The organism is Rahnella sp. 2050 (assembly GCF_040544515.1).
In the GTDB taxonomy this organism is placed as follows: Bacteria; Pseudomonadota; Gammaproteobacteria; order Enterobacterales; family Enterobacteriaceae; genus Rahnella; species Rahnella aceris.
In genome coordinates, this window is record NZ_JBEPKE010000013.1 from 36,038 (window position 1) to 59,134 (window position 23,097).

Here is a 23,097-nt window from a genome sequence, read left to right on the forward strand (position 1 = left end):
CTTCAACGCTATGATTTCTCTGTAATACCCCACCCCAACCCTCCCCTTCGCAGGGGAGGGAGTTGACCGGTTTTCTCCTCCGGTCAGGTGAGAAAGGGACAACTTATTTTCGTAAAAGATCTACTGTCCTCCCCCAGTCAAACGGCTCCAGATCCGTATATCTGACCCCCTTCGCGGCCAGCGCATCCACCAGCCCCTGCTGGGCAAGTACGGTTCCCCGGCTCAGGTTGGGCGCGACGCCGACGTCTTCCAGTGTTTTCACCACTTCACGCATTTCCTCGGCGCGGCGCTTGCCGTGTTCAGCGATGCGGCTGATAAGATAATGCGGAAACGGTCCGTCCCAGCCCAGTGACGGAAAGCTGGCGTGCAACGAGGCGAGCACTTCTTTCTCGACGCCGTACTGACGTGCGGCACTCAGACATTCGGCGGTCAGCGCTTCCAGGCCTTTTATCATCACACTGCGGCACATTTTTATCGCCGAGGCTTCTCCGACGGTGTTGCTGTGAACTTTGCTGTTAAATCCGGTTTCATTCAGCCATTCATTGATCGCGTAAACATGTGTGCCGCCCAGCAGTAACGGGGTTTTCAGCCTTGCAGGCGGATAGGGGGCCATGACGGCGACATCAATGTAATTGCCACACGCCTGCTCAATCAGCGCCATCGCTTCGCGTTTGGTGTGCGGCGAAACTGAATTCAGATCGAGAAAGAACTGACCGGGTGCGAGATGCCGGGCGACGGCACCGGCTACATTCAACGCTTCGGCGGCGGTCACAGCGGAGAAAATGATCTGACTGCCTTTCACGGCGTCTTCCAGTGACGGCGCAAAATGCACTCCGGCGTCACGGGCGCGCTGCCGGATAACCGCTGAATCTGTCAGCTTATCAAACGCCACGATATCCGGTGCCGGATTTTGCTTTTTCAGATCCGTTGCCAGAATGGTGCCCACTTCGCCGAGGCCGATGAGGGTAATGCGGGTCACGTTATTCATGATGAGATCCCTGTTGATCGTCCTGATGACCGTCCCAGATGCTGGCGGGGATGGCGACACGGCCTTCAAAAATCAGCCTTGCGGTACGTAACAGGGCACAGCCAGCCAGCCGTTCTGCCCCTGTTTTTGTCGGATCGAGTTGTAATTCCACGCTGAATTCCCCGGCCGGATGTTCCACGCTGATTAACGGCGTGTTGCCGGACGGCGTATGTGCCAGCCCATCGGTGATGCTGCCGGGGATCAGGCAGGCGCTGGCGACGCTGACCGCGCCGAGTACGCCAATCGAGGCGTGGCAGCGATGCGGAATAAACGTCCGGCTGGAGATGGCACCGCCATTTCGCGGTTCGGCAATTAATGTCATTTTTGGCACGGTGCGCTGCGTGACATCGCCGAGTTTCATTTTCGGGCCCGCCTGTAAGCGGATGGATTCGAGGCGTTTTTTCAGTTCCGTGTTTGCATCCAGCTGTTCACGGCTTTCATAACCACTGCACCCGAAATCGGCGGCGCGCAGCAGAATAACGGGCATGCCATTGTCGATGCAGGTGACGTCGATACCGTCAAACGTGTCACGGGCGTTACCGGTTGGCAGCAACGCGCCACAACTGGAACCGGCGATATCGGCAAATTCCACGCTGATTTTGGCCGCGGTGCCCGGTACGCCGTCAATGCGCAAATCACCCTGATAGCACACCTGACCCTCTTTTACCGGCACATGCGCGGTCGCAATCTGGCCGGTGTTTTCCATGAAGATCCGCACCGGGGTAATCCCTTCAACCGCGCTCAGCAGTTGCCTTTCAATGGCGAACGGGCCAACGGCAGCCAGGATATTGCCGCAGTTTTGTCCGTAATCCACCACGGCTTTATCGACATTAACCTGCGCAAAAAGATAATCGACGTCGGCGTCAGGGCGTGCCGAAGGGCGGATAATCGCCACTTTGCTGGTCAGCGGATCGGCGCCGCCAAGGCCATCAATCTGGCGCGGATCGGGGGAACCCATCACCGCCAGCAGCACATTGTCGCGTAAGGCCTGCTCGTGCGGTAAATCGTCCGCCAGAAAAAATGCGCCTTTTGACGTCCCGCCGCGCATCAGCAGGCAGGGGATTCGGGTCTGCGGCATATCGGCTCCTCAGCGCCTTGCGGCATTTTCCAGTTCTTCCAGCGAATCGAAATACTTCAGGCCTTTTTCTGCCAGACGCGGACGCATATTGTAGATATCCAATCCGAGTTCACCGTCAGCCATCCTGGCACGTTTGCTTTCTTCCAGGGCTTCCCGCTCACGGCTGGCCTGTGCCACTTGTGCGACCTCTTCGCGGGGGATGACCACAACGCCGTCATCATCGGCCACAATGGCATCGCCCGGATTCACTAGCTGTCCGGCGCAGACAACCGGCACGTTCACGGAGCCGAGCGTTTCTTTGATCGTACCCTGCGCGTGAACGGCCCGTGACCAGACGCGGAAACCCATATCGCGCAGCGTTTTGGTATCACGCACGCCGAGATCGGCAACCAGCCCGACCACGCCGCGCGCTTTCAGTGACGTTGCCAGCAAATCGCCGAAGAAGCCGTCAGAACATGGCGAGGTTGGCGCAACCACCAGAATATCGCCCGGCTGACATTGTTCGACTGCGACGTGGAACATCCAGTTATCGCCCGGTGCGGTGAGCACGGTGACGGCGCTGCCGGAAATCGCACAATCCTGCTGTATCGGACGGATGCCCGCATCCAGCAAGCCTTTGCGACCCTGCGCTTCATGTACCGTCGCCACGCCAAAACCCGCCAGTGCCGACACATCTGCTTTATTTGCCCGTGGAATATGGCGAATCACGACGCCTTTTTTGCCGACCAGACTCATGCTAAATCCTCCGTCACTCGCGGGAAGAGGCTCTGATAGCCTTCGCCGTAAACGATGTTTTTGGTGCTGGTGATCCCGACGTTACGTTTGGCCTGCACGCCGCGCTGTTGGGCGACGCGGGTATAGTATTCCCACAGATGTTCCTGACCGGCCATGCATTGAATGGCCTGATATTTCTTGTCCCAGACATCAGTGATATCGAGCAGAACATCGGGTTTCCAGTCGCACTGTTCCGGCTGATGTGGTTCAAAACAGTAAACCGGGGGTGCACCGACAATGGTTTCACCCGGCTTATAGCCTTCTGCCTGCGCGATAATCCGTGCTTCCTGAGCCAGATGCGTCGCCATCGGGTGATCGTAGTTGTACGGGTCTTTCAGCGAATGGGTCAGCACAAAATGCGGCTGTACGCGGCGGTAAACATCAGCCAGACGGAACAACGACTCCTTGTCGGCGCGCAGCGGATAATCGCCCATATCGAAAAACTCGACACTGGCCCCGAGGATTTCGGCGGCGGCCATGGCTTCTTCGCGGCGTGATGCTTTCACGACTTCTTCGGTCATATTGCCTTTGCGCCACAGTTTGGCAGACTCACCGCGTTCACCAAACGACAGGCAAACGATGTGCACGGCGTAACCGGCCTGAGTATGTCTGGCGATGGCGCCACCCGCACGCCAGACGAAATCGGCAGAGTGGGCACTGACGACTAATGCACTTTTAGTGTTCTCTTTTTTTGGCTGAGTCATGGAGATGTCCTTGGTTTTTGTTCTCAAAATGTCTGAGTTCCATGCTGTCAGTCTGAGTCTGCGACGGGTAATTCATTTGATTGCAGGGGGTATGCGTTTTATTTATATTGCAGGGAAAGGTCACGCAAAAAAAGCTGAAAGGAGAAGGGGATGGCACAGTCGCAGATGTTGAGTAACCTGATGCAAATCAGAGCATTTTGTCAGGTGGTCGACCAGGGAAGTGTATCCCGCGCGGCTGATGAACTGTACCGCACACAATCTGCGGTAACACGGGCGATACGGGATCTGGAACAGTCCCTCGACGTTCCGCTGTTTGAACGTCATGCCAACGGCATGCTACTGACGGATTTCGGTAAATGCGTGCTGCCGCGTGCGCGACGTGCGATTGCCGAATTGCGGCAGATCCCCTCACAGCTGGCGAAATTACAGGGCAAAAGCGGGCAAAGGCGCGGGGATACCGAACCGCTGTATCTGTTTAACGTCCGGCGTCTGCAAATTTTTATCTCTCTGTGTAAAACCCGGCATATGCAGACGGTCGCCACGCTGCTCGGCCTCAGCCAGCCCGCGGTCAGTGCTGCGCTGAAAGTACTGGAAAACGGTGCCGGTGTTGCGCTGCTGGAACGCACACCGCATGGCATGATGCCTTCACTTGCGGGGCAGGATATCGTGCCGAACCTGCGTCGTGCGCTTAATGAATTGCGTCATATTCCCGCCGACATTGCCGCCCGTCGCGGTGTGCTGGAAGGCACTGTGCAGGTTGGCGCTTTGCCACTCGGGCGCACGCGCTTACTGCCGCAGGCGATTATCGGCCTGACGCAGCGCTACAGCGGCGTGAAAGTGGTGACCAACGAAAGTGCCTTCAGCGCACTGGCGTCCGAGCTGCGGTCCGGCGAAGTGGACTTTATTTTTGGCGCGCTGAGATCCCGTGATTATGCGGCTGATATGGCAACAGAAACATTGTTTACCGAAAGCATGGTGATTCTGGCGAGAAAAGGACATCCGTTGCTGGCAGAAAATGTCACGCAGGAAACTCTGCGCGAGGCGCGCTGGGTGTTGCCGCGTGCTGAAACCCCGGCAAGACACCTGCTGGATAACAGTTTTGCCGCCATGGGGATACCGCCGCCGGACCCGGTGGTGGAAAGCGGTGATCTGGGGATTGTGCGTGGGCTGCTGCTCGGTTCGGACATGCTGGCAGCAGTATCAGCCCGCCAGCTTGAGCATGAGCTTGAATCCGGCGAACTGGTTAAACTGCCGCTGGATCTGGCCGATACGCACCGCGCCATTGGCCTGACCTTCCGCGCCGGAAGTCTGCTTTCACCTGCCGCAGAGGCGCTGGTGATGGAGATCAGAAAAGTGTGTGGCAACCCCATTTTCATATGAAAATTTTGATTACGGGTAATTATCGTGTGTGAAATATGAACGATGTTGTTATGTGCTTTGGGTTTTGGGTCATTATTATCCTTAATACAAACAGGATGAATTCCGGTTCGTTGTATAAACAAAATACCTGTATCAGATCGCCCTCGTTTTACAGGCTCTGTCAGTATTGGGAATTCTCTAATTTTTAAGACAAGGTTACGTTTGTGTCTGTTTTGTACATGAATGGCCTGTCATTTTAAGGTAAGATGTCCGCCCTTGTGAAGGGAATGCCTGTTTTTTGATAAACCTTGTATAAATATGTGTTGAGAAATAAAGGTTGAATATTGCTCTCGCGGTTTGAGGGCTGTGAAGAGACTGGACTATGATAACTAAAGAAAAAGAAGTTATTAATAAAAAGAAAATAGTGCTTGTGACAGATTTACTTATCGGGCGTGGCGGCATGGAAAACGTGACCAGCCAGGTAATATCAGCACTCAAAAAGAGTGAAGAGTTTGAGGCGGGTTTTTTCGTCATCAATAGTGGTGAAAAGACGTACTCAAAATCCTGGCTCGATAATGCCGTGCTATTTGAAAGTGTCTGCACACTACGAAATAAAAAAGTAAAAAACTTCATACATACTCTGCGGCTTCTCTTTTTTATCAGAAAATATAAACCAGAACATGTCATTACACTTAATACAATACCCAGCTTAATGGCACGTCGTGCAATTACCTTTTCTGCGCATAAGACTGTTTTATCGACATGGATGCATCTTCCACCCCGGGAGCGGTATCGCCCGCATTATCTGTTATCAGCAGAACATCATTTTGCGATCAGCGATGAAATAAAAAATCAACTGACAGAGTTGGGTGTCGACAAAAATAACGTCGATGTGGTTTTTAACCCCGTGAAAAAAACGGATACGGTTATTTTAAGACCTGAGTCGCTCAGAATCCTCTACATCGGCAGAATACATTTTGAAAGACAAAAGCAGTTAAAAGATCTCTTTGATTCGCTTGCCCGGGTCAATGTCCGCTGGTCATTAGATATCGTGGGAGATGGTGAAGATTTGGCCATATGTCAATCTTATACGCAACAGTCGGGGATTTCTGATCAGATTACCTGGCATGGATGGCAAAGTGACCCCTGGGAATATGTCGAAAATAATATCAAAGAAGTCACTTGCCTGGTCATGACGTCTAATTTCGAAGGTTTCCCGCTTGTGCTGCTGGAAGCGATATCCCGGGGAATATATTGCGTCTCCTCTGATTGTATCAGCGGTCCGTCAGAAATAATTGAAAACAATATTAATGGGCAACTTTATCCGCAAAATGACATTATTAGGCTTTCTCAAATCATTAATAAAATAGGCAGTGATCGGGTATTGCCAGAGCAGGCAGTGATAAAGGAAAGTATCGGGAAGTTTTACGAAGATGCGTATATGAATAATTTTAAGAATATTCTTAATAAGATTGCTGAGGGAAAAGATGAATAGCAAATCTGCTACAGCTCCTTTGAAAATAATTGTAAATGCATCAGTTATTGCTCTTTGCATTTCACTTTCATTGAGCATGTTTATCACCGGATGGCCACAAAAAATATTTTATGTTGTTTCTTACGTCAGTTTTTTTACCACTTTATATGCTATTTACAAAAAGGATATCTCATTTAAGAATGAACATTTTTATCTGGTGATGTTCTTTTCATTGTTTTTCTTAGCCGCTGTCCGTTTTGTCTGGGCAATGATGCTAAAGCATAATGGCATAGATCCCTCGCCGACGAGCGCAGGCATCATTAACAATTATTTAGTAGGGAGCAAAAGGATCCTGCTGGGTGCTTTTGTCATCTTATGCCTTTCTGTGTATGGTTCGCTGACAACTCAAAAAACTATATTCTTAAGTAAAGTAATAATCGTGCTGGGGTTGATTGTTACGCTGGGCTTCGGGTTACATGAACATTTTTATACCGTGAATGACCGGATAAAACTGACGACTGATGCAGCGTCAATGTCCTCTTATATGATTATTTTCATATACGCGGCTTATCTGGGGTTAAGCCGGTTAGAAAATCATCGTTATTCAAAATGTCTGGATTTAGGGGCTTTTATACTGACCTTTATCCTCCTGTATTTATGTGGGACAAGAATTACCATTCTCGCTCTCATATTCCTTAAGCTTACCTTTATATTTTTAGAGTATAAAATAGACTTAAGAAAAAATTGGCAGATGGCGGGGTTGGTCGTGCTCGCTATTGTGACGATTATCGGCATCACCGGGCATCGCTGGGCTCAGGGTATTAATGATATCCAGAAATATGATGTACAAAGTTCAACATCACTGGGGGCCAGGGTGGCGATCTGGGAAAGTGGCATATACCTGTTACATCACCATATTGGTTTTACTACGCCTGATGAGAGAACCACGTTGGCCAGAGCGTTTATCAAAACGCATCATCCGGAAAACACGGAAGGCTATACCAATGTTCAATATAATATGCACAACGAATTTCTTGAGGTCACTACACTTCAGGGATTATTAGGAACGTTTTCCTTATTGCTGCCTTATCTGGTTTTAATCTATGGGTGGGTGAGGAAAGTTAATATTAAAGGCATGGTGCTACCATTTATTGCTTTATTCGTTACCGGACTGACGGATTCAGTGATTCTTTATGATCAGACAGCAACATTGTTTGTCATGTCGCTGGCAGTCTGCTGTATTGGTATTCGAAAATCTGCTGAATAACATGCCTGAAATATAAGGATTCACACTCTGAATCCTTATATTATTTAAGTTTTTTTCCAAAAATCTGCTTTATTTATTCAGATTCACCACAGCCTGTCTGATCGCATATTCATAGCCCTGAATGCCAAAACCGCAGATTACGCCGACGGCAACGTCGGAAAGGAATGAATGGTGGCGGAAGGCGTCGCGTTTATGCACGTTGGTGATATGCACTTCGTACAGCGGCAGGCTGACGGCGGTCACGGCGTCGCGGATGGCGACGGACGTGTGCGTCCACGCAGCGGCGTTGAGCACAATCGCGTCCACTTTGCCACGGCATGCCTGAATGCGGTCAATCAGATCTCCTTCGTGATTGGTCTGGAAGAATTCGATTTTTGCGCCGCAGTTTTCGCCAGTCTGATGACAAAGCTTTTCGATGGTCGCCAGCGTGTCGTGACCGTAGGTTTCCGGTTCACGGGTGCCCAGTAAATTGAGATTCGGGCCGTTGAATACGGCAATGTTGTAGTTCATCAGTGTCTGCCTTTTTTCAGTAATCCGTAAATCCAAACAAATCTTTCGGGGTCTGCCACAAAATCTGCTGGCGGATCTTTTCATCAGGAAATAATTGTCCGACCAGCATCAGTAACGTACCGAGATCCATCCGGTGCTCCGCCCGCAGGAACGGCCAGTCGGAACCCCACATGCAATGCTCCGCGCCGAAGGCATCCAGCAGGGCGTGCTGGTAGGCGTGCCCGTCCTGATACGGGAAAGGCTGACGGCTGAATTTCGCTAAGCCTGAGAGTTTTACCCAGGCTCTTTGCTGGTCAGCGAGGCTGAGCAGTGCCTGAAAAGCCGGTTGTTGCAGCCCCTGCGTGACGTCAGGTCGCCCGGAGTGATCAATCAGCAGCCGTGCGCGGGTACGGTTAATCAGCGGCAACAATGCCAGAAGCTGATCGTTTTGCACCTGAATGGCGGCGAACATATCCAGTTCGGCAAGACGCCCCATCAGGCCGTCGAGATGCAAAAACGGCTCCGTGCCGAGCATCGCGACGTTCATGGCAATTCCGACCACACCGGCATTTTTCAGGTTTACAAGCCGCTCAATGCCGATGTCAAACGGCACCACGGCAATGCCTTTGAAGCGCCCGTTGCCTTTTTGCAGCGCATCCAGCAGACACGCACTGTCGGTGTTATATCCCGAGGTCGGGCCGACAATCAGCGAGTGGCGGATGTTGTACGCCTGCATCACGGCACGGTAATACTCGGTGGTGCCAATCTCGTGACCTTCCGGACGATACGGCGTGTCCGGCAGGTACGGAAAGCGCGCCGGATCAAACACGTGGTGATGGGTGTCGATCTTGGGTTGATCAAAAATTGTCATGCTTTCGCTTTACCTGCTACTGAATAGAGAACTTGCTGATTGCGGGTTTTCTGGAATTCTTCCAGCGATTCGCCCCGCATCGCGGAATAAATATGTAAGTTGGACACACCGACTACCGCGCCGAGTTTTTCCAGCAGAAAGAAACTGACGCCGTAATGGATCATGCCGCGCCAGTCGAGTTCGCGCAGCAGTTGCTGTTCCTCGTCCGTCAGCTTGTTTTCGGTAAACAGCGCATGTTGATCGATAAGAAAACGTTCACGCCATGCAGGCTGGATCAGACGGTGCAGGAAACGGTTGATGCGCAACGCTTTCAGACTGCGTGCCTGGGTGAACGGATAGGTGCCCGGCAGCTTTTCAACGCCCGCCATTTGTTGCGCGATTTTGTCACGCTGGCGCTGTTGCACATCATACGGTGCTTCACGCGACTGATTTTCGAGGATCAGCGTGGCGATACCGGTCATCGACGGCAGGTAATAAGCCTGATGCAGTTTCTTCACATTGGCTGACAGCGCACCACGCATCACCAGCCACATGATCACTTCCGCGCCTTCCATGCCGCCCAGCGTGGCGAATTCGGCCAGCGTCATTTCGGTCAGACGTTCCGGGTCGTTGACGATCATATCGACAAACTGCTCATCCCAGTCCGGGTTGTTAAACCCGCAGCGTTCGCCGTGAACCTGATGCGACACGCCGCCGGTGGCGACAATCGCCACGTTTAAATCTTCCGGGAAACTTTCAATCGCACGGCGCAGCGCCTGACCGAGTTTGTAGCAGCGGCGGGCGGTGGGAATAGGGAACTGTAATACGCCGATTTGCAACGGAACGATTTGTGTTGGCCAGCCGCCTTCATGCGGGAGAAGGGCGGAAAGCGGCGAGAACAAACCGTGATCCAAAGGCTTATCCTGGAAGAACGACATATCGAATTCATCCGCCATCAGGCTGGCACCGATATGCTGCGACAGCGCCGCATGGCCTTTGACCGCAGGCAGGTCACGCGGGCCGCCGCCTTCATCGGCCACTTCATACTGCTCGTCGATACCTAACGTAAAGGCGGAATAGTGATCGAAGAAGAACGAGGTCACATGGTCGTTGAAAATGTAGACCAGCACGTCCGGTTTTTTCTCATCCAGCCATTTTTGCATTGGCGCAAAACTCTCGAAAATCGGCGCCCAGGCGCTTTCTTCCTGCTTGTTATGGTCAACCGCAAAACCGATGGTCGGGGTATGTGAAACTGCTAAACCGCCTATGATTTTCGCCATCTTAAATCCTCAATACTTTTTGTAGGGTAACTGCGACACGCACGTCGCGCCGCATTATTTATGGTGATGAATATGTTTCTAATTATCAGGTGGCTAATCCGGAGACTAGCGGATATTCATGGTGCGCGACAACTCCGGGATGTCAGTAATATCAACGCCTTTGATCATCTCGGCCGGGTGCGCCGCGCGGTGTAAAAGAATGCTCAGCCCTGCCAGCAACGCAGGCAGCGCCAGAATAATAAAGATCATGTTTTGGCCGGAGAAAACACCCAGCAGAACGCCGCCCATCGATGAACTGATAATCGCGCCGCTGCGGCCGATACCGTGCATCCAGCAGACGCCGGTGGCACGCATTTCGGTCGGATAGAAGGCTGGCGAAAACGCCTGCAAACCGGTCTGTGCGCCGTTGATACAGACACCGCTGATGAACACCAGCAGGGCGAGAATATCCGGGCCAAAGTTGCCAATACCTTGCGACAGCAGGCTGACCACGCCCATCATGTAGAAACCCGCAATGACACGTTTGGCGGTGAGTCTGTCCATCAGCCCGCCGACCATCAGGCCGCCGAAAGTGCCGCCCAACTGGAACAAACCGGCGACGATAGCCGCGCGTTCCAGCGAGAAACCGCCGTTACGCATAATGGTTGGCAACCAGCCGTTGAGCAGATAAATCACGAACAGGCCCATGAAGTAAGTGACCCACAACACCATCGTGCCTTTGGCGTAGCCGTTGGTGAAAAGCTGGAATACTTTGGCTTTTTTCTGAATAACCGGTGCCTTGAGCACAAATTTGGTTCCTTCGCTGAAAACACCCCCGGCGCGGGTCAGCACTTTGGCAATTTTTTCTTTCGCGACGTTACGCACCACCATGTACATGGCGGATTCCGGCAGGATCCACAGCAGTAACGGCAGCATCAGCAGCGGCAAAATCCCACCGGCAAAAATTACTGCTTTCCAGCCAAAGTGCGGCAACAGACCGGCCGCGACAAATCCCCCCGCGCCGGAACCGACATTAAAGCCGCTGTACATCACGGTGATCATCAGGCTGCGGCGGCGTTCGGGCATGTATTCCGACACCAGCGTCACGGTATTAGGCATTACCGCGCCTAAGCCGAGACCGGTGAGAAAACGCAGAATTGCCATTTCCATCGGCGTGCGGGCAAAGGTACTCAGCAGGCTGAACAGGGCGAAACACAGAATCGACCACATCAGCACCCGCTTGCGGCCAAAGCGATCCGCGTTCGGTCCGGCAATCAGCGCGCCGATCGCCACGCCAAACATGGCGGCACCCAGGATCGGCCCCATTTCCGCGCGGCTGATGCCCCAGTCTTCGATCAGCGCCGGGGCGATAAAGCCCATTACCGCGGCGTCATAACCGTCGAACATGATGATGATGAAACACAGTGACAAAACCACCCATTGATATTTCGATATCGGGCGTTCATCTATCCACGTTTTCACATCCACGATGGTGTTGTTGCTCATAGGGTACGCTCTCTGTTTTTTTTATTAATATGTGATCGGATTAAAACTTTGAACAAAATTTCACTGACCGGTTAAGCACAGAAAACGGCCGTGAGAGGTTTTTATAAGTATTATTTTATTTATTAAACAGTAAGTTGGTTATTCATTGTTGTGTTTCCTGATAACCAACTTAGGGGCTGCAAAGCATGCTGTCTGCCATAAAATCATTATGCAGGTATGAGTTTTGTTTATAGGGGGCGTGCAGAAAGAGCGGCAGACAGGCTGCCGTCAGGAGAGTTTCATACAAGGGAGGTGAGTCGGGAACGTCCAGCAGGTCAGAATGCTATGCCGGCATATCCCGGAAGCAGTCGTTATCAAGGGTAATTATGGCAATTTTCTGCACCGGGCCACGCATGTTGACCTGAAAGTCGCCGCTGAAACTGATGGCGAGTTTTCCGCCCGGCATCTGTACCGTGACATGGTCATCCACCAGCCCGAGTTTGCGCATCGCGCTGGCTGCCGCGCAACTGCTGCTGCCGGAAGCCAGCGTATAACCCGCGCCGCGCTCCCAGATGCCGATGCTGATATTATTGCGATCAAGAACTTGCGCGAACTGCACGTTGGTACGTTTCGGGAAAATCGCCAGCGTTTCAATCTCTGAGCCGAGTTGCTTTACTAAATCCAGATCCAGTTTGTCCACCCGGATCACGCAGTGCGGATTGCCCATGGATACCAGCGTCGCACTGAGATTATGCCCGCCCGCGACGATGGGTAGCGCGAGAGCTTCATCGCCTTCTACACTGGCGGGTAAAGCGGCTGGCGAGAATTTTGCCTGCCCCATATCCACGATCACCTGATGGGCGCCGTCGGTGACTTCGCAACGTACTTGCCCGCCCGGTGTATTCACCAGAAACGGCTCATGCGCGACGCGGCCAATATCAAACAGATAACGGGCGTAAATACGCAGACCGTTGCCGCTTTTCTCAGCTTCTGAACCGTCAGGATTGATAATACGCAGGGAGGGGATATCTGCATCGTCATTGTCGATCAGCAAACCGTCGGAACCGATGCCGTAATGACGATCGCAGATGCGCCGGATTTGCTGGTTACTGAGCAGGGCGGCGACGCGGTGATGGCAGACCAGATAATCGTTACCCAGTCCGTGATAGCGGTGAAAAATCATAATGGCAGCTCCGGAATTATTTATTATTGTTATAAATATCATTAACAGGAAATACCAGAATTTACTTTTAACCCATGTCTGCCATAAAAAAGGAGTTGTTTATGCAGTCTTTTACCGTCCCCGTTGCATCGCCGCCGCTGGCTATCACCACATCGCGACTGATTTTGCGCCAGTGGCAGGATAAAGATTTTGAACCTTTTGCCGCCATGAACGCGGATCCGCAGGTGATGGAATTTTTCCCGTCAGTGCTGGCCCGTGAAAAAAGTGATGAAATGGCGATCCGCTGTCGGGATTTGATCACTGAACGTGGGTGGGGGATCTGGGTGGTTGAGTTACGTGAAACCGGCGAGTTTATGGGCTTCGTCGGGTTGCATACACCGGGATATAACCTGCCGTTCAACCCGTGCGTTGAAGTCGGCTGGCGTTTACGGGCGGATGCGTGGGGACAGGGTTTTTGCACCGAAGCTGCCCGCGCTGCGCTGGATGCCGGGTTTATTCAGCTAGGGCTCAACGAAATTGTGGCATTTACAGCGCTGCCGAATGTCCGCTCACAGGCAGTGATGAAAAAGCTGGGAATGGTGTGCGATCCCGAAGAGAACTTCATGCATCCGGTGATTGAGGAAGGGCACTGGTTGCGGGAACATTGTTTGTATCGGCTAAAACGGGTCTGACTCCCTCCCCTGCGAAGGGGAGGGTTGGGGTGGGGTATTAAAGATAAATCAGTGGGATACGTGACCACGCAGGCCTTTGTTTCAATACTTAAAACCCCCTCCCTGCCTCCCCCTTCGCAGGGGGAGGAGTTGAAACCAAAACTGTACGGCCATTGCAGGGAAAGGATCAAACAACTAACTCTGCATCCTCCCCAGTACCGATGCCCCCACTAATCCGCCGTCGGTCAAAAATTTCCCCGGTATCAGCAACGGTTCTGCATAAGTGTGCAGCACCCCCCCGCGTACTTTCACATCCAGTGCGGCGATAAGTTCTTTTGCCGAGGCCAGCCCGCCGCCCGCGACGATACGGGAAGGGCCGAGGATGTTGACCAGCAGCGCCAGCGGTTCGGCGACCAGTTCCAGCCAGGCATTCACGGTCAGCGAACAGTCGGGATGCCCGTTCAGCCAGCCGGTGACAATCTCCAGACTGGTATTTTGCTGGCTGTGAAAATGCTGATGCAAACGTTCCATGCCACGCGCACCGCCGAGCATATCGAGGCAGCCAGTCTGGCCGCAGCCACATTTCAGGCGCGGAACGGCGTATTTTTTGTTGTCAATCGTCAGTTCCGTGCGGGTAATCGCACCGTGTCCCCATTCGCCGGTGACGCCGCCGTGACCGCGGACGAGCTGGCCGTTGATCACCAGTCCTCCGCCGACGCCGGTACCTAAAATAATCGCCGCCACGACGGACTGATGTTGTGCGTTACCGGCATGGGCTTCAGCGAGGGCAAAACAATCTGCATCGTTGGCGGCGGTGACCGGGCGGTCCAGAGCAGCACTGAGATCTTGCGCCAGAGAATGTCCGGTGAACGCGGGAATGTTGGTGGCCAGCATTTCGCCGGTTTGGGGGGAGACCAGCCCGGCGGTGGAAATCGCCAGTGGTGTGCCAGCCGGTAAATCAGCACCATACGTGTCGATCAGATTTTGCATGGCGTTAACGAAATCATTCCATGAGGCAACGGGTGTCGGCACTTTGCCGCATTCTTCCACTTCGCCGGAATAACGTGAAACACCAAATTTAATAAATGAACCGCCGATATCGGCGCAAAAAACTGCAGAACTCATGAGCGTGTGTCCAGTAAATCTCGCAGTCCGTCGCCCAGTACGTTAAAACCAAGCACGGTCAGCATAATGGCCAGACCGGGGAACAGCGAAAGGTAAATATTAATGCCGAGGAAGTTCCGGCCATCGCTCATCATGGTACCCCATTCCGGCATCGGCGGCTGCACGCCAAGCCCCAGAAATGACAGGCTGGCAGCGGCGAGAATCACCGTGCCGGCAGTCAGCGTCGATTGCACGATAATCGGCCCGATGGCATTGCGCAAAATGTAATGCACGATAATACGGTAATTTGATAAACCCAGCGCCTGCGCGGCTTCCACGTATTCCATCTGCTTTAAACCGAGCGTCAGGTTACGGCTGAGGCGTGCATATACCGGAATGGCAAACAATGAAATCGCGATCAGCAAGTTCACCAGCCCGCCGCCGAGAATACTGACCACCAGAATGGCCAGCACGATGCCCGGAAAGGCAAACAGCATGTCCATAAACCACATGATGATCATGTCGGTATAACGGCCCGCCATGCCGGCGATAATTCCCAGCGGAATGCCGATAATCATTGCCAGCCCGACGCTCAGTACCACTTCGATAATCGAAATCCGCGCACCATAAATCACTCTGGCGAAGATATCGCGGCCATAATCATCCGTACCGAACCAGTGACTTGCATTCGGAGAAAGCAGGGTATCAATCAGGTCTTGTGCGTAAGGATCGTGACGGGTGATCAATGGCGCAAACAAGCCCATCAGCACGATCAGGCTGACAATAAATCCCCCGAGAGCCACGGCCGGATGACGCCATAACCAGCGGAACAACCGCAACGTGCGCGGTTTGCGACGGGGTAATTGCGTGATAATGGCAGACATTAATCGAACCTTATTTTTGGATTCAGGAAAGCAATCAGTAATTCACCGAGCAGGTTCATTACCACCACGCCGCAGACGGCGACCAGCGCCACGCCCTGAATGACCGGATAATCGCGATAACGCACGGAATCCACCAGCAGGCGACCAATGCCCGGCCAGTTAAAGACGGATTCGGTGACGACTGCGCCGCCAATCAGGCTGCCGAAATTGAGCGCCACAATAGTGACAATCGGGATCAGCGCATTGCGAAACGCATGGCTGCAATACACGGTAGTGGCGGACAAACCTTTGGCGCGCGCGGTGCGGATATAATCTTCCGACAAGACATCCAGCATGCTGGAACGCGTCATGCGCGCCATCACCGCCATGGGTAAAACCGCCAGCGTCACGGAAGGCAGAATGTAGCTTTTCCATGATGTCGCGCCGAGCAGCGGCAGCCAGCCGAGATTGACCGAAAAGGTGTTCATTGCCATCAGCCCCAGCCAGAAGTTGGCGATGGACGCGCCGGCAATCGCCAGTAACATCACGCCAAAATCCGGCCAGCGGTTGCGGTAAACCGCGCCTATCATGCCCGCCGGAACGCCAACCGCTACAGCCAGAAAGTACGCCAGCACCGCCAGCATCAGGGTATACGGCATTCGTTCCCCGATTTCCTGCGTGACCGGCTGCTGCGACTGTAGCGAGATGCCGAGATTGCCATGCAACACATCACCGGCAAAATGCAGATATTGCGTCACCAGCGGCTGATCCAGCCCGAGACGAACGCGCATGGCATCGACCGCTTCCTGCGTCGCTTCAGGCCCGGCCATCAGACGCGCCGGATCGCCCGGCAGCGCGCGGATGGACACAAAAATCAGCATCGACACCCCGATCAGGATGACCGGGAAGGCGATGAGCTTTTTGGCAAGATAGGCTTTCATGGCTATTTTCCACTGTAGATACTGCGGTTATTTTTTCTGTGCATCTTTCACCACAATTTGTCCACCCGGGATCATCGTGACACCTGAAATATTCGTGCCGGTGGCATACAAATCATTCTGGTAATACAACAGCACCTGCGGTGCCTGCTGGTTAATTTCTTTCTGGGCGTCAACGTAAATCGCATTACGGGTGTTTTCATCCAGCATTGAGGCGGCTTTGTCTAACATGTCGTCCAGTTTCGGGTCACTGAAGAAGCCCAGATTTGCGCCGCCGGGTGCGAAGCTTTTGCTGTAATACAGCGGACGGAGTTGCAGATCTGCGCCGTTGGCGCCGGAAGACCAGGAAGCCAGCACCGCACCGGTGTTATCGGCTTTTTTACCGGCCTGATCGGCAAACGCGGCTTTAGTCCACACGCCGCTTTCCATGATCCGCACGTCAAGTTTCACGCCGATTTTCGCCCACATGCTTTGCAGCACCTGACCGATACGGGCATCCTGGCCCTGTACGGCAATCGACATCGTGAAACCGTCAGCCACACCGGCTTCTTTGAGCAGGGCTTTGGCTTTTGCCAGATCCAGCGGATACGGGTTCAGTGTTTTGTCATAACCGGCGGTCACAGGTGCCAGCGGGGAATTCGCCGGTTGTGCGAAACCGGACATGATGGCGCGCACCAGTCCGTCGCGGTCGGTGGCATAGTTCAGTGCCTGACGGACGCGGACGTCACTCAGCGGTTTAAGGTCGGTATTCAGCGCAACCCAGAACACGGCGGCACCCGGGCTTTCATGCAAACTGAATTTAGGATTATTTTTCAGTACGCGGGCAAATTGTGGCGGCACAGGGTTGATGACGTCGGTTTCACCCGCCTGCAACGCCATGTTCATGACCGAAGGCTCAGCGCTCCAGGTCCATTTAATGTCGTCCGGTCCGGCGGCTTTATCACCCCAGTAACCCGGATATTTTTCTTCCAGCACGAATTCGCCGGTTTTGTACTGCACCATTTTGTACGGGCCGGTGCCGACCGCTTTGCTGTCCAGCGTACCGGTTTTATCCGCTGCAGGGCTGACCATCAGACAGGCGCCGGTAGTCAGTAAATTCAGGAAGGCCGGATACGGTTTTTTCAGTTTGAACACGACGGTGGAATCGTCGGTTTTGGTGACGCTGTCAAGGAAGGTGCGCAGACGTCCGCTGGCGGCCAGCCCGCGTTTGGTATCGAGATGGCGGGCAAAGTTGGCGACAACAGCGTCAGCGTTAAACGGTGTACCGTCGTGGAAAGTGACGCCACTGCGCAGTTTGAAGGTCCACACCAGCCCGCTTTCATCGCTGCTCCACGAGGTCGCCAGCGCCGCTTCCGGTTTGAGTTGCGGCGACATGCGCAGCAGACCTTCATACATTGGATCCAGTACCGTGCCGGTAAAGGTCGCGGTCTGGTTGCCCGGATCCATACTGCGCGGCGCTTCGTTTTGCATCACGTTCAGCGTGGCGGCAAACACCGGCAGCGAAAACGCGGCGAGAAGGGCGCTGCTCAGCAGCGTTAACGGTAAGGGACGCCGGATATAACGGGTAATCTTCATGTTCTGCCCTCTGCGTGAAAAATCGGATTAAGTGGCTCTGGCTCAGTCTGCCGGTTGAGTAAAACGCCGGTTTTAATGACAGTTTGTTTTAACAAAGAGATTTAACAAATAGTTCATATGAAATACTTATATCGGAACATTTAGTTTAATTTGTGAACTAATTGGCATTGATATATCCATTTCTACCGTTTAATGTCAATGCAGATGAGCGAAAACTGAGAGCGCCAAAACGAATATGCTAACAACTTTGCAACGTCAGATTTTGGGCGCAGTGAATGCCGCAGGCGGTTTAAGCCGTACCGAACTGGCGCAGTCCTCAGGAATGAGTAAAGCGGCTATCGGCGGCGTGGTACGCGAGATGATCGAGGCCGGTTTTCTGCATGAGGCAGAAACGGTGCCGGGCAGCGGACAGGGGAGACCGTCGGTACGTCTGGTCGTGCATCCTGACGGCGCGTGGTTTGCCGGTGTTTCTTTGCTGCAAAATCCGGCGCAAATGGCCCTGATCAATCTGCATGGCGAAATACTTTCGCGGGTGTCTTTTGCTGCTGATGCGGATCCGCAACAACTGGCAGCCAATATCGCCAGCGCCTTACCGGCGTTGCTCGAGCCTCATCCCGAGGCGGCAAAAAAGCTGGTCGGGCTGGGCGTGACGCTATCGGGTCTTATCGATGAACATCAGTCGACCTGCGTGCAGTCGGCGTTGCTGGGCTGGCGGGATGTGCCGCTGGCCAGGCTGATTTCGCAGGCGACAGGCATGGACGTGGCTATTGAAAATGACGCCAAAGCGCTGGCGGTAAGCGAGAAAAGTTTTGGTCAGGCGCGGGATCTGAGCAGCTTTACGCTGGTCAGCCACGGGGCGGGGATTGGCAGCGCGCATTTCATCGCCGGGCAATTGCATCGTGGTTTACACGGCGGTGCAGGGGAGATCGCGCACTGCACGCTGGAGCTGAACGGTTCTCCATGCCGCTGCGGCAAGCGCGGTTGTCTCGACACGCTGGCCTCCCTCAATGCTATTGCGGAAATGGCCAAAGCTGAAGGGCTGGATGCTTCCACGATCGGCGGGCTGGAACAACTGGCGATGCAGGGCCAGACGGCGGCAATCCGTATTTTGCACCGTGCCGGTTCTGCGCTGGGCCTGGCGATATCGCATCTGATTCAAATCAATGACCCGGACCTGATCCTGATTGCCCATCAGGATGCCGATTTTTCCGGGCTGTTCGGCACGGTTGTACATCAGTCTGTTGAAGCCAATGTGTTGCCGGGCAACGCCGGTAAAACACCGGTTCGTACTTTTACCCTAAACGACGACACCTGGGCGCGCGCGGCGGCGAGTATAGCCGCACATCGCTTTCTGGTTGGTCTGAAGCCTGTCTGAGGAATGAGCAACATGCGTATAGCGGTCAGCGGTATCCATATTGAATGCAGCACTTACAATCCGGTGCTTAACGAGGAAAAGGATTTCACCGTCGTGCGTGATGCGCAGTTACTGGCATCACCGCGCTTTCGTTTTTTGCAGGACTATCCTGCGACGTTTTTACCGACCATTCACGCCCGTGCTATTGCCGGTGGTCCGGTAGCGCGTGCGACGTACGATAAATTCAAAGCGGAAATGCTGGCGGGTCTGGAGGCGCGAAAACCGTTCGACGGTTTGTATCTGGCGATGCACGGCGCGATGTATGTTGAAGGGCTGGAGGATGCCGAAGGTGACTGGATTGCCGCGGCGCGTAAAGCCGTCGGGCCGGATTGCCCGATCAGCGTCAGTTATGATCTGCACGGCAACGTGTCACAACGCATTATTGACGCCATTGATATGTTTTCGACCTACCGCACTGCGCCGCATATTGATGTGGAGGAAACCATGCGCCGTTCTGTCGCCATGCTGGTAAAGCATCTGCAAACCGGCGTAAAACCGACGCTGCTGTGGGTGCCGGTACCGGTGGTGTTACCCGGTGAGCGCACCAGCACGGAAGATGAACCGGCAAAAAGTTTGTACGCCCGTTTGCCGGAAATGGATGAAGTTGACGGCGTGTGGGACAGCTCACTGATGGTGGGTTATGTGTGGGCGGATGAGCCGCGTGCGACGGCGGCGGTGATCATGACCGGCACCGACCGTACTGGGCTGGAGCAGCAGGCCACTCAACTGGCACAGGCTTACTGGGACGCACGGGAAGATTTTGTGTTCGGCTGCGAAACCGACACCGTTGAGGCCTGTGTGAAAAAAGCGATTGCCAGTGAAACGCGGCCGGTGGTGCTGGCGGATTCCGGCGATAATCCGACAGGTGGCGGTGTCGGTGACCGCGCGGATGTGTTGCAGGAACTGATCAAACAGTATGCGCAGAATACCATTGTGGCCGGGATTGCTGATGCACCGGCAACCGATGCGGCATTCAATGCCGGTGTCGGGTCAATACTGACGCTGACACTTGGCGCGTCGCTCGATCATTCCAGCCCGCAGGTGAAAGGTGAATTTGAAGTCGTCTTTCTGCTTGACGCACTGGCACCGTCTGACCGTCAGGCCGTGCTGCGCATTGGCGGAATTGATGTGGTGGTGTCGGCGCGCCGCCGCCCGTATCACAACATCAGCGACTTTACCGTGCTGGAACTGGATCCGCATACCGCAGACATTGTTGTCGTGAAATCCGGCTATCTGTCACCGGAACTGGCACCGATTGCCAGCCCGAACCTGATGGCGCTGTCGAATGGCGTGGTCGATCAGTTTGTCGAACGCCTGCCACGCCATCGCAAACCGCGTAAAACTTTCCCGTTTGACCGTGACTTCAGCTACGTGCCGCAGGTGCAGCTTTCCTCCAGGAGCAAATGAAATGACCCCGACCACCGGACAACCGGAAAACCGTCAGCCCGTGCTGAGCGTGAAACATCTCACTACCTCGTTTCGCGGCGAAGACGACTGGCTGCCGGTGGTACGCGATTTGTCGTTTGATGTCTATCCCGGCGAAACGCTGGCGATCGTCGGCGAATCCGGTTCGGGAAAAAGCGTGACGTCGTTGTCGGTGATGCGCTTGCTGAAAGCACAAAGCAGCCGGATTGAGGGTGAAGTCTGGCTGAATCAGCGCAGTTTGCTGGCGCTTTCGGATAAGCAGATGCGTGATATTCGCGGCAACGACATGGCGATGATTTTCCAGGAGCCAATGACGTCGCTCAATCCTACATTCAGTATCGGCAGGCAAATCGCCGAAAGTCTCAAACGGCACCGGGGCATGTCATCTTCCGAAGCGCGGGCAGAAACTCTGCGGTTGCTGGAAAAAGTCCGTATTCCCAATGCAACCAAAAGGTTTGATGAATATCCCCATCAGTTTTCCGGCGGCATGCGCCAGCGCGTGATGATCGCCATGGCGCTGGCGCTGAAACCGAAATTACTGATTGCCGACGAACCCACGACCGCGCTGGATGTGACCATTCAGGGACAGATTCTGGACCTGATTAAAACGTTGCAGGAAGAAGAAGGGATGGCGGTGTTGTTTATCACGCACGATATGGGCGTGGTGGCGGAAATCGCTGACCGCACGCTGGTGATGTATCGTGGTGAAGCGGTGGAAAGCGGGGTGACGGAGGATATTTTCCATCGCCCGCAACATCCTTATACCCGTGCTTTGCTGGCCGCCGTGCCGAAACTCGGGTCGATGCAGGGGCGTGACTGGCCGTTGCGTTTTCCGCAAATCAATCTGCAAACCGGTGAGGCAAGCGTGCCGGGGGAAGTGGCAGGAACGGTCGCTTCGGGGCTGACGCCATTGCTCTCGGTGAAAAATCTCAGCGCACGTTTCCCGGTGTATGGCGGCATCTTCAGCCGTCAGGTCGGTGCGGTACATGCGGTAGAAAACATCAGCTTTGATTTATTCCAGGGTGAAACGCTGTCGCTGGTGGGGGAATCCGGTTGCGGAAAATCCACTACCGGCCGCGCGGTAACACGGCTGCTGAAACCACACAGCGGCGCGATTGATTTCGACGGTTTTGATGTGATGAATCTGGGCAAGCGCGATATTTTACAGATGCGGCAGCGGATTCAGATGATATTCCAGGATCCGTTTGCCAGCCTGAATCCGCGTATGCGTATTGGTGACGCGCTGATTGAACCGATGCTGCAACATAAACTGCATAACCGCAGCGATGCAAAAGAGAAAGCCGCGTCGTTACTGCAAAAGGTCGGATTGTCGCCGGACATGCTGCGCCGCTTTCCGCACGAGTTTTCCGGTGGTCAGCGCCAGCGGATTTGTATTGCGCGCGCGCTGACGCTCGATCCGAAAGTGATTGTCGCGGATGAATCAGTCTCCGCGCTGGATGTGTCGGTGAAAGCGCAGGTGGTGAATTTGCTGCTCGATTTGCAGGAAAGCATGAATCTGTCGTACCTGTTTATTTCGCATGATATGGCGGTGGTCGAGCGGGTGAGTCATCGCGTGGCGGTGATGTATCTCGGGGAGATTGTGGAGATTGGCCCGCGTGCGGCGATATTCGATAATCCCCAGCATGCCTATACACGAAAACTGATGGCGTCAGTGCCGGTGCCGGATCCGTCGCGCAGAATGCTTAAGCGGCAAATGCAGGTCGATGAGCTGAAAAGCCCGGTGCGCGATAACGGCTATATTCCGCCGCAAAGGCAATATCAGGAAGTCTCAGCAGGGCATTTTGTTCAGGTTTGATAGTTAACGGCCCGAACCTTCGTGTCGAAGATTCTTCATCCTTCCCGATTTGAGTTTTTATTTAGTTTGGGATTTTTCGGAAGGGGCGGTTGCATATAGAAGATGGTGGTGGGGGAAGGATTACTCGGCCACTGGCCTCGCCCTGCGGGTCGTTGCTGCGCAACGCTGTCTCGCTTCGCTCGGCTCGAACCTTCGTGTCGAAGATTCTTCATCCTTCCCGATTTGAGTTTTTATTTAGTTTGGGATTTTTCGGAAGGTGCGATTGCACATAGAAGATGGTGGTGGGGGAAGGATTACTCGGCCACTGGCCTCGCCCTGCGGGTCGTTGCTGCGCAACGCTGTCTCGCTTCGCTCGGCTCGAAC

20 protein-coding genes and 2 other RNA genes are annotated in these 23,097 nt (G+C 53.9%); 7 read left to right on the forward strand and 15 right to left on the reverse strand.

The window, feature by feature from the left end:
- Positions 1-103: 103 nt before the first annotated feature.
- The 4 genes from ABIC79_RS24860 to galB are packed head-to-tail and all read right to left on the reverse strand — an operon-like array spanning position 104 to position 3,583.
- Positions 104-988, reverse strand: a complete 885-nt coding sequence (locus ABIC79_RS24860; protein ID WP_223510185.1) for an NAD(P)-dependent oxidoreductase — start codon at positions 986-988, stop codon at positions 104-106.
- Entirely contained in the window at positions 981-2,105 is a 1,125-nt protein-coding gene (locus tag ABIC79_RS24865) for a 4-oxalomesaconate tautomerase (protein WP_354568826.1), read from the reverse strand. Before ABIC79_RS24865 ends, ABIC79_RS24860 begins: the two co-directional genes overlap by 8 nt.
- A 9-nt stretch (positions 2,106-2,114) precedes the next feature.
- The gene (locus ABIC79_RS24870) at positions 2,115-2,840 is read right to left on the reverse strand and encodes a 4-carboxy-4-hydroxy-2-oxoadipate aldolase/oxaloacetate decarboxylase (protein WP_131637880.1); all 726 of its coding nucleotides are present in this window, start codon (positions 2,838-2,840) and stop codon (positions 2,115-2,117) included.
- Complete coding sequence (galB, locus tag ABIC79_RS24875) at positions 2,837-3,583, reverse strand: 4-oxalmesaconate hydratase (RefSeq protein ID WP_013575973.1); 747 nt, start codon at positions 3,581-3,583, stop codon at positions 2,837-2,839. The genes ABIC79_RS24870 and galB overlap by 4 nt, the downstream gene beginning before the upstream one ends.
- A gap of 150 nt (positions 3,584-3,733) precedes the next feature.
- On the opposite strand from galB, the gene ABIC79_RS24880 reads away from it, so the two are divergent.
- The 3 genes from ABIC79_RS24880 to ABIC79_RS24890 all read left to right on the forward strand — a co-directional run bounded on the left by ABIC79_RS24880 (position 3,734) and on the right by ABIC79_RS24890 (position 7,683).
- Complete coding sequence (locus ABIC79_RS24880) at positions 3,734-4,963, forward strand: LysR family transcriptional regulator (protein ID WP_131637878.1); 1,230 nt, start codon at positions 3,734-3,736, stop codon at positions 4,961-4,963.
- A 361-nt stretch (positions 4,964-5,324) separates the two neighbouring features.
- Positions 5,325-6,437, forward strand: a complete 1,113-nt coding sequence (locus tag ABIC79_RS24885) for a glycosyltransferase (RefSeq protein ID WP_354568829.1) — start codon at positions 5,325-5,327, stop codon at positions 6,435-6,437.
- Positions 6,430-7,683 (forward strand): O-antigen ligase family protein, encoded by a 1,254-nt coding sequence (locus ABIC79_RS24890; protein WP_354568831.1) that lies wholly within the window; start codon positions 6,430-6,432, stop codon positions 7,681-7,683. Before ABIC79_RS24885 ends, ABIC79_RS24890 begins: the two co-directional genes overlap by 8 nt.
- 69 nt (positions 7,684-7,752) lie before the next feature.
- Here the strand turns inward: ABIC79_RS24890 and aroQ are convergent, their stop codons facing one another.
- The 5 genes from aroQ to dapF form a co-directional block, all read right to left on the reverse strand.
- A complete protein-coding gene (aroQ, locus tag ABIC79_RS24895; protein ID WP_015690079.1) occupies positions 7,753-8,193 on the reverse strand; it encodes a type II 3-dehydroquinate dehydratase in 441 nt (146 codons plus the stop codon).
- Between the two features lie 16 nt (positions 8,194-8,209).
- On the reverse strand, positions 8,210-9,043 hold the full coding sequence (locus ABIC79_RS24900; RefSeq protein ID WP_250981150.1) for an amidohydrolase family protein: 834 nt from the start codon (positions 9,041-9,043) through the stop codon (positions 8,210-8,212).
- Positions 9,040-10,302, reverse strand: a complete 1,263-nt coding sequence (locus tag ABIC79_RS24905; protein ID WP_121019208.1) for a gallate dioxygenase — start codon at positions 10,300-10,302, stop codon at positions 9,040-9,042. Before ABIC79_RS24905 ends, ABIC79_RS24900 begins: the two co-directional genes overlap by 4 nt.
- A 105-nt stretch (positions 10,303-10,407) precedes the next feature.
- Positions 10,408-11,787 carry an MFS transporter gene (locus tag ABIC79_RS24910; protein WP_015690077.1) on the reverse strand — a complete coding sequence of 460 codons (1,380 nt, stop codon included), beginning with the start codon at positions 11,785-11,787 and terminating at the stop codon, positions 10,408-10,410.
- 322 nt (positions 11,788-12,109) lie between these two features.
- Positions 12,110-12,949 (reverse strand): diaminopimelate epimerase, encoded by an 840-nt coding sequence (dapF, locus tag ABIC79_RS24915; RefSeq protein ID WP_015690076.1) that lies wholly within the window; start codon positions 12,947-12,949, stop codon positions 12,110-12,112.
- A gap of 101 nt (positions 12,950-13,050) precedes the next feature.
- On the opposite strand from dapF, the gene ABIC79_RS24920 reads away from it, so the two are divergent.
- Positions 13,051-13,620 carry a GNAT family N-acetyltransferase gene (locus tag ABIC79_RS24920; RefSeq protein WP_013575964.1) on the forward strand — a complete coding sequence of 190 codons (570 nt, stop codon included), beginning with the start codon at positions 13,051-13,053 and terminating at the stop codon, positions 13,618-13,620.
- A 174-nt stretch (positions 13,621-13,794) separates the two neighbouring features.
- Here the strand turns inward: ABIC79_RS24920 and ABIC79_RS24925 are convergent, their stop codons facing one another.
- From ABIC79_RS24925 to ABIC79_RS24940, 4 genes are read right to left on the reverse strand one after another with little or no spacing between them, the layout of a single operon-like run.
- The gene (locus tag ABIC79_RS24925; protein ID WP_112152534.1) at positions 13,795-14,724 is read right to left on the reverse strand and encodes an ROK family protein; all 930 of its coding nucleotides are present in this window, start codon (positions 14,722-14,724) and stop codon (positions 13,795-13,797) included.
- Complete coding sequence (locus ABIC79_RS24930) at positions 14,721-15,587, reverse strand: ABC transporter permease (protein ID WP_121019210.1); 867 nt, start codon at positions 15,585-15,587, stop codon at positions 14,721-14,723. Before ABIC79_RS24930 ends, ABIC79_RS24925 begins: the two co-directional genes overlap by 4 nt.
- Positions 15,587-16,507: an ABC transporter permease gene (locus ABIC79_RS24935; RefSeq protein WP_013575961.1), complete on the reverse strand. Its 921-nt coding sequence runs from the start codon at positions 16,505-16,507 to the stop codon at positions 15,587-15,589. The genes ABIC79_RS24930 and ABIC79_RS24935 overlap by 1 nt, the downstream gene beginning before the upstream one ends.
- 27 nt (positions 16,508-16,534) lie before the next feature.
- Complete coding sequence (locus ABIC79_RS24940) at positions 16,535-18,079, reverse strand: ABC transporter substrate-binding protein (RefSeq protein ID WP_354568837.1); 1,545 nt, start codon at positions 18,077-18,079, stop codon at positions 16,535-16,537.
- A 235-nt stretch (positions 18,080-18,314) separates the two neighbouring features.
- Between ABIC79_RS24940 and ABIC79_RS24945 the strand changes: the two genes are divergently transcribed.
- Genes ABIC79_RS24945 through ABIC79_RS24955 form a run of 3 tightly spaced genes read left to right on the forward strand, consistent with a single transcriptional unit; the run spans position 18,315 to position 22,734 of the window.
- The gene (locus tag ABIC79_RS24945) at positions 18,315-19,454 is read left to right on the forward strand and encodes an ROK family transcriptional regulator (RefSeq protein ID WP_013575959.1); all 1,140 of its coding nucleotides are present in this window, start codon (positions 18,315-18,317) and stop codon (positions 19,452-19,454) included.
- A 12-nt stretch (positions 19,455-19,466) separates the two neighbouring features.
- Entirely contained in the window at positions 19,467-20,900 is a 1,434-nt protein-coding gene (locus ABIC79_RS24950; RefSeq protein WP_126124965.1) for a M81 family metallopeptidase, read from the forward strand.
- Between the two features lies 1 nt (position 20,901).
- Positions 20,902-22,734, forward strand: coding sequence for an ABC transporter ATP-binding protein (locus ABIC79_RS24955; RefSeq protein WP_112198673.1), 1,833 nt, complete (start codon positions 20,902-20,904; stop codon positions 22,732-22,734).
- Positions 22,735-22,837: 103 nt separating this feature from the next.
- Here ABIC79_RS24955 and ABIC79_RS24960 read toward each other — a convergent pair.
- Positions 22,838-22,967: non-coding RNA, RtT sRNA (locus ABIC79_RS24960), on the reverse strand.
- A gap of 43 nt (positions 22,968-23,010) precedes the next feature.
- Positions 23,011-23,097, reverse strand: a non-coding RNA gene (locus ABIC79_RS24965) — RtT sRNA; the annotation flags it as partial.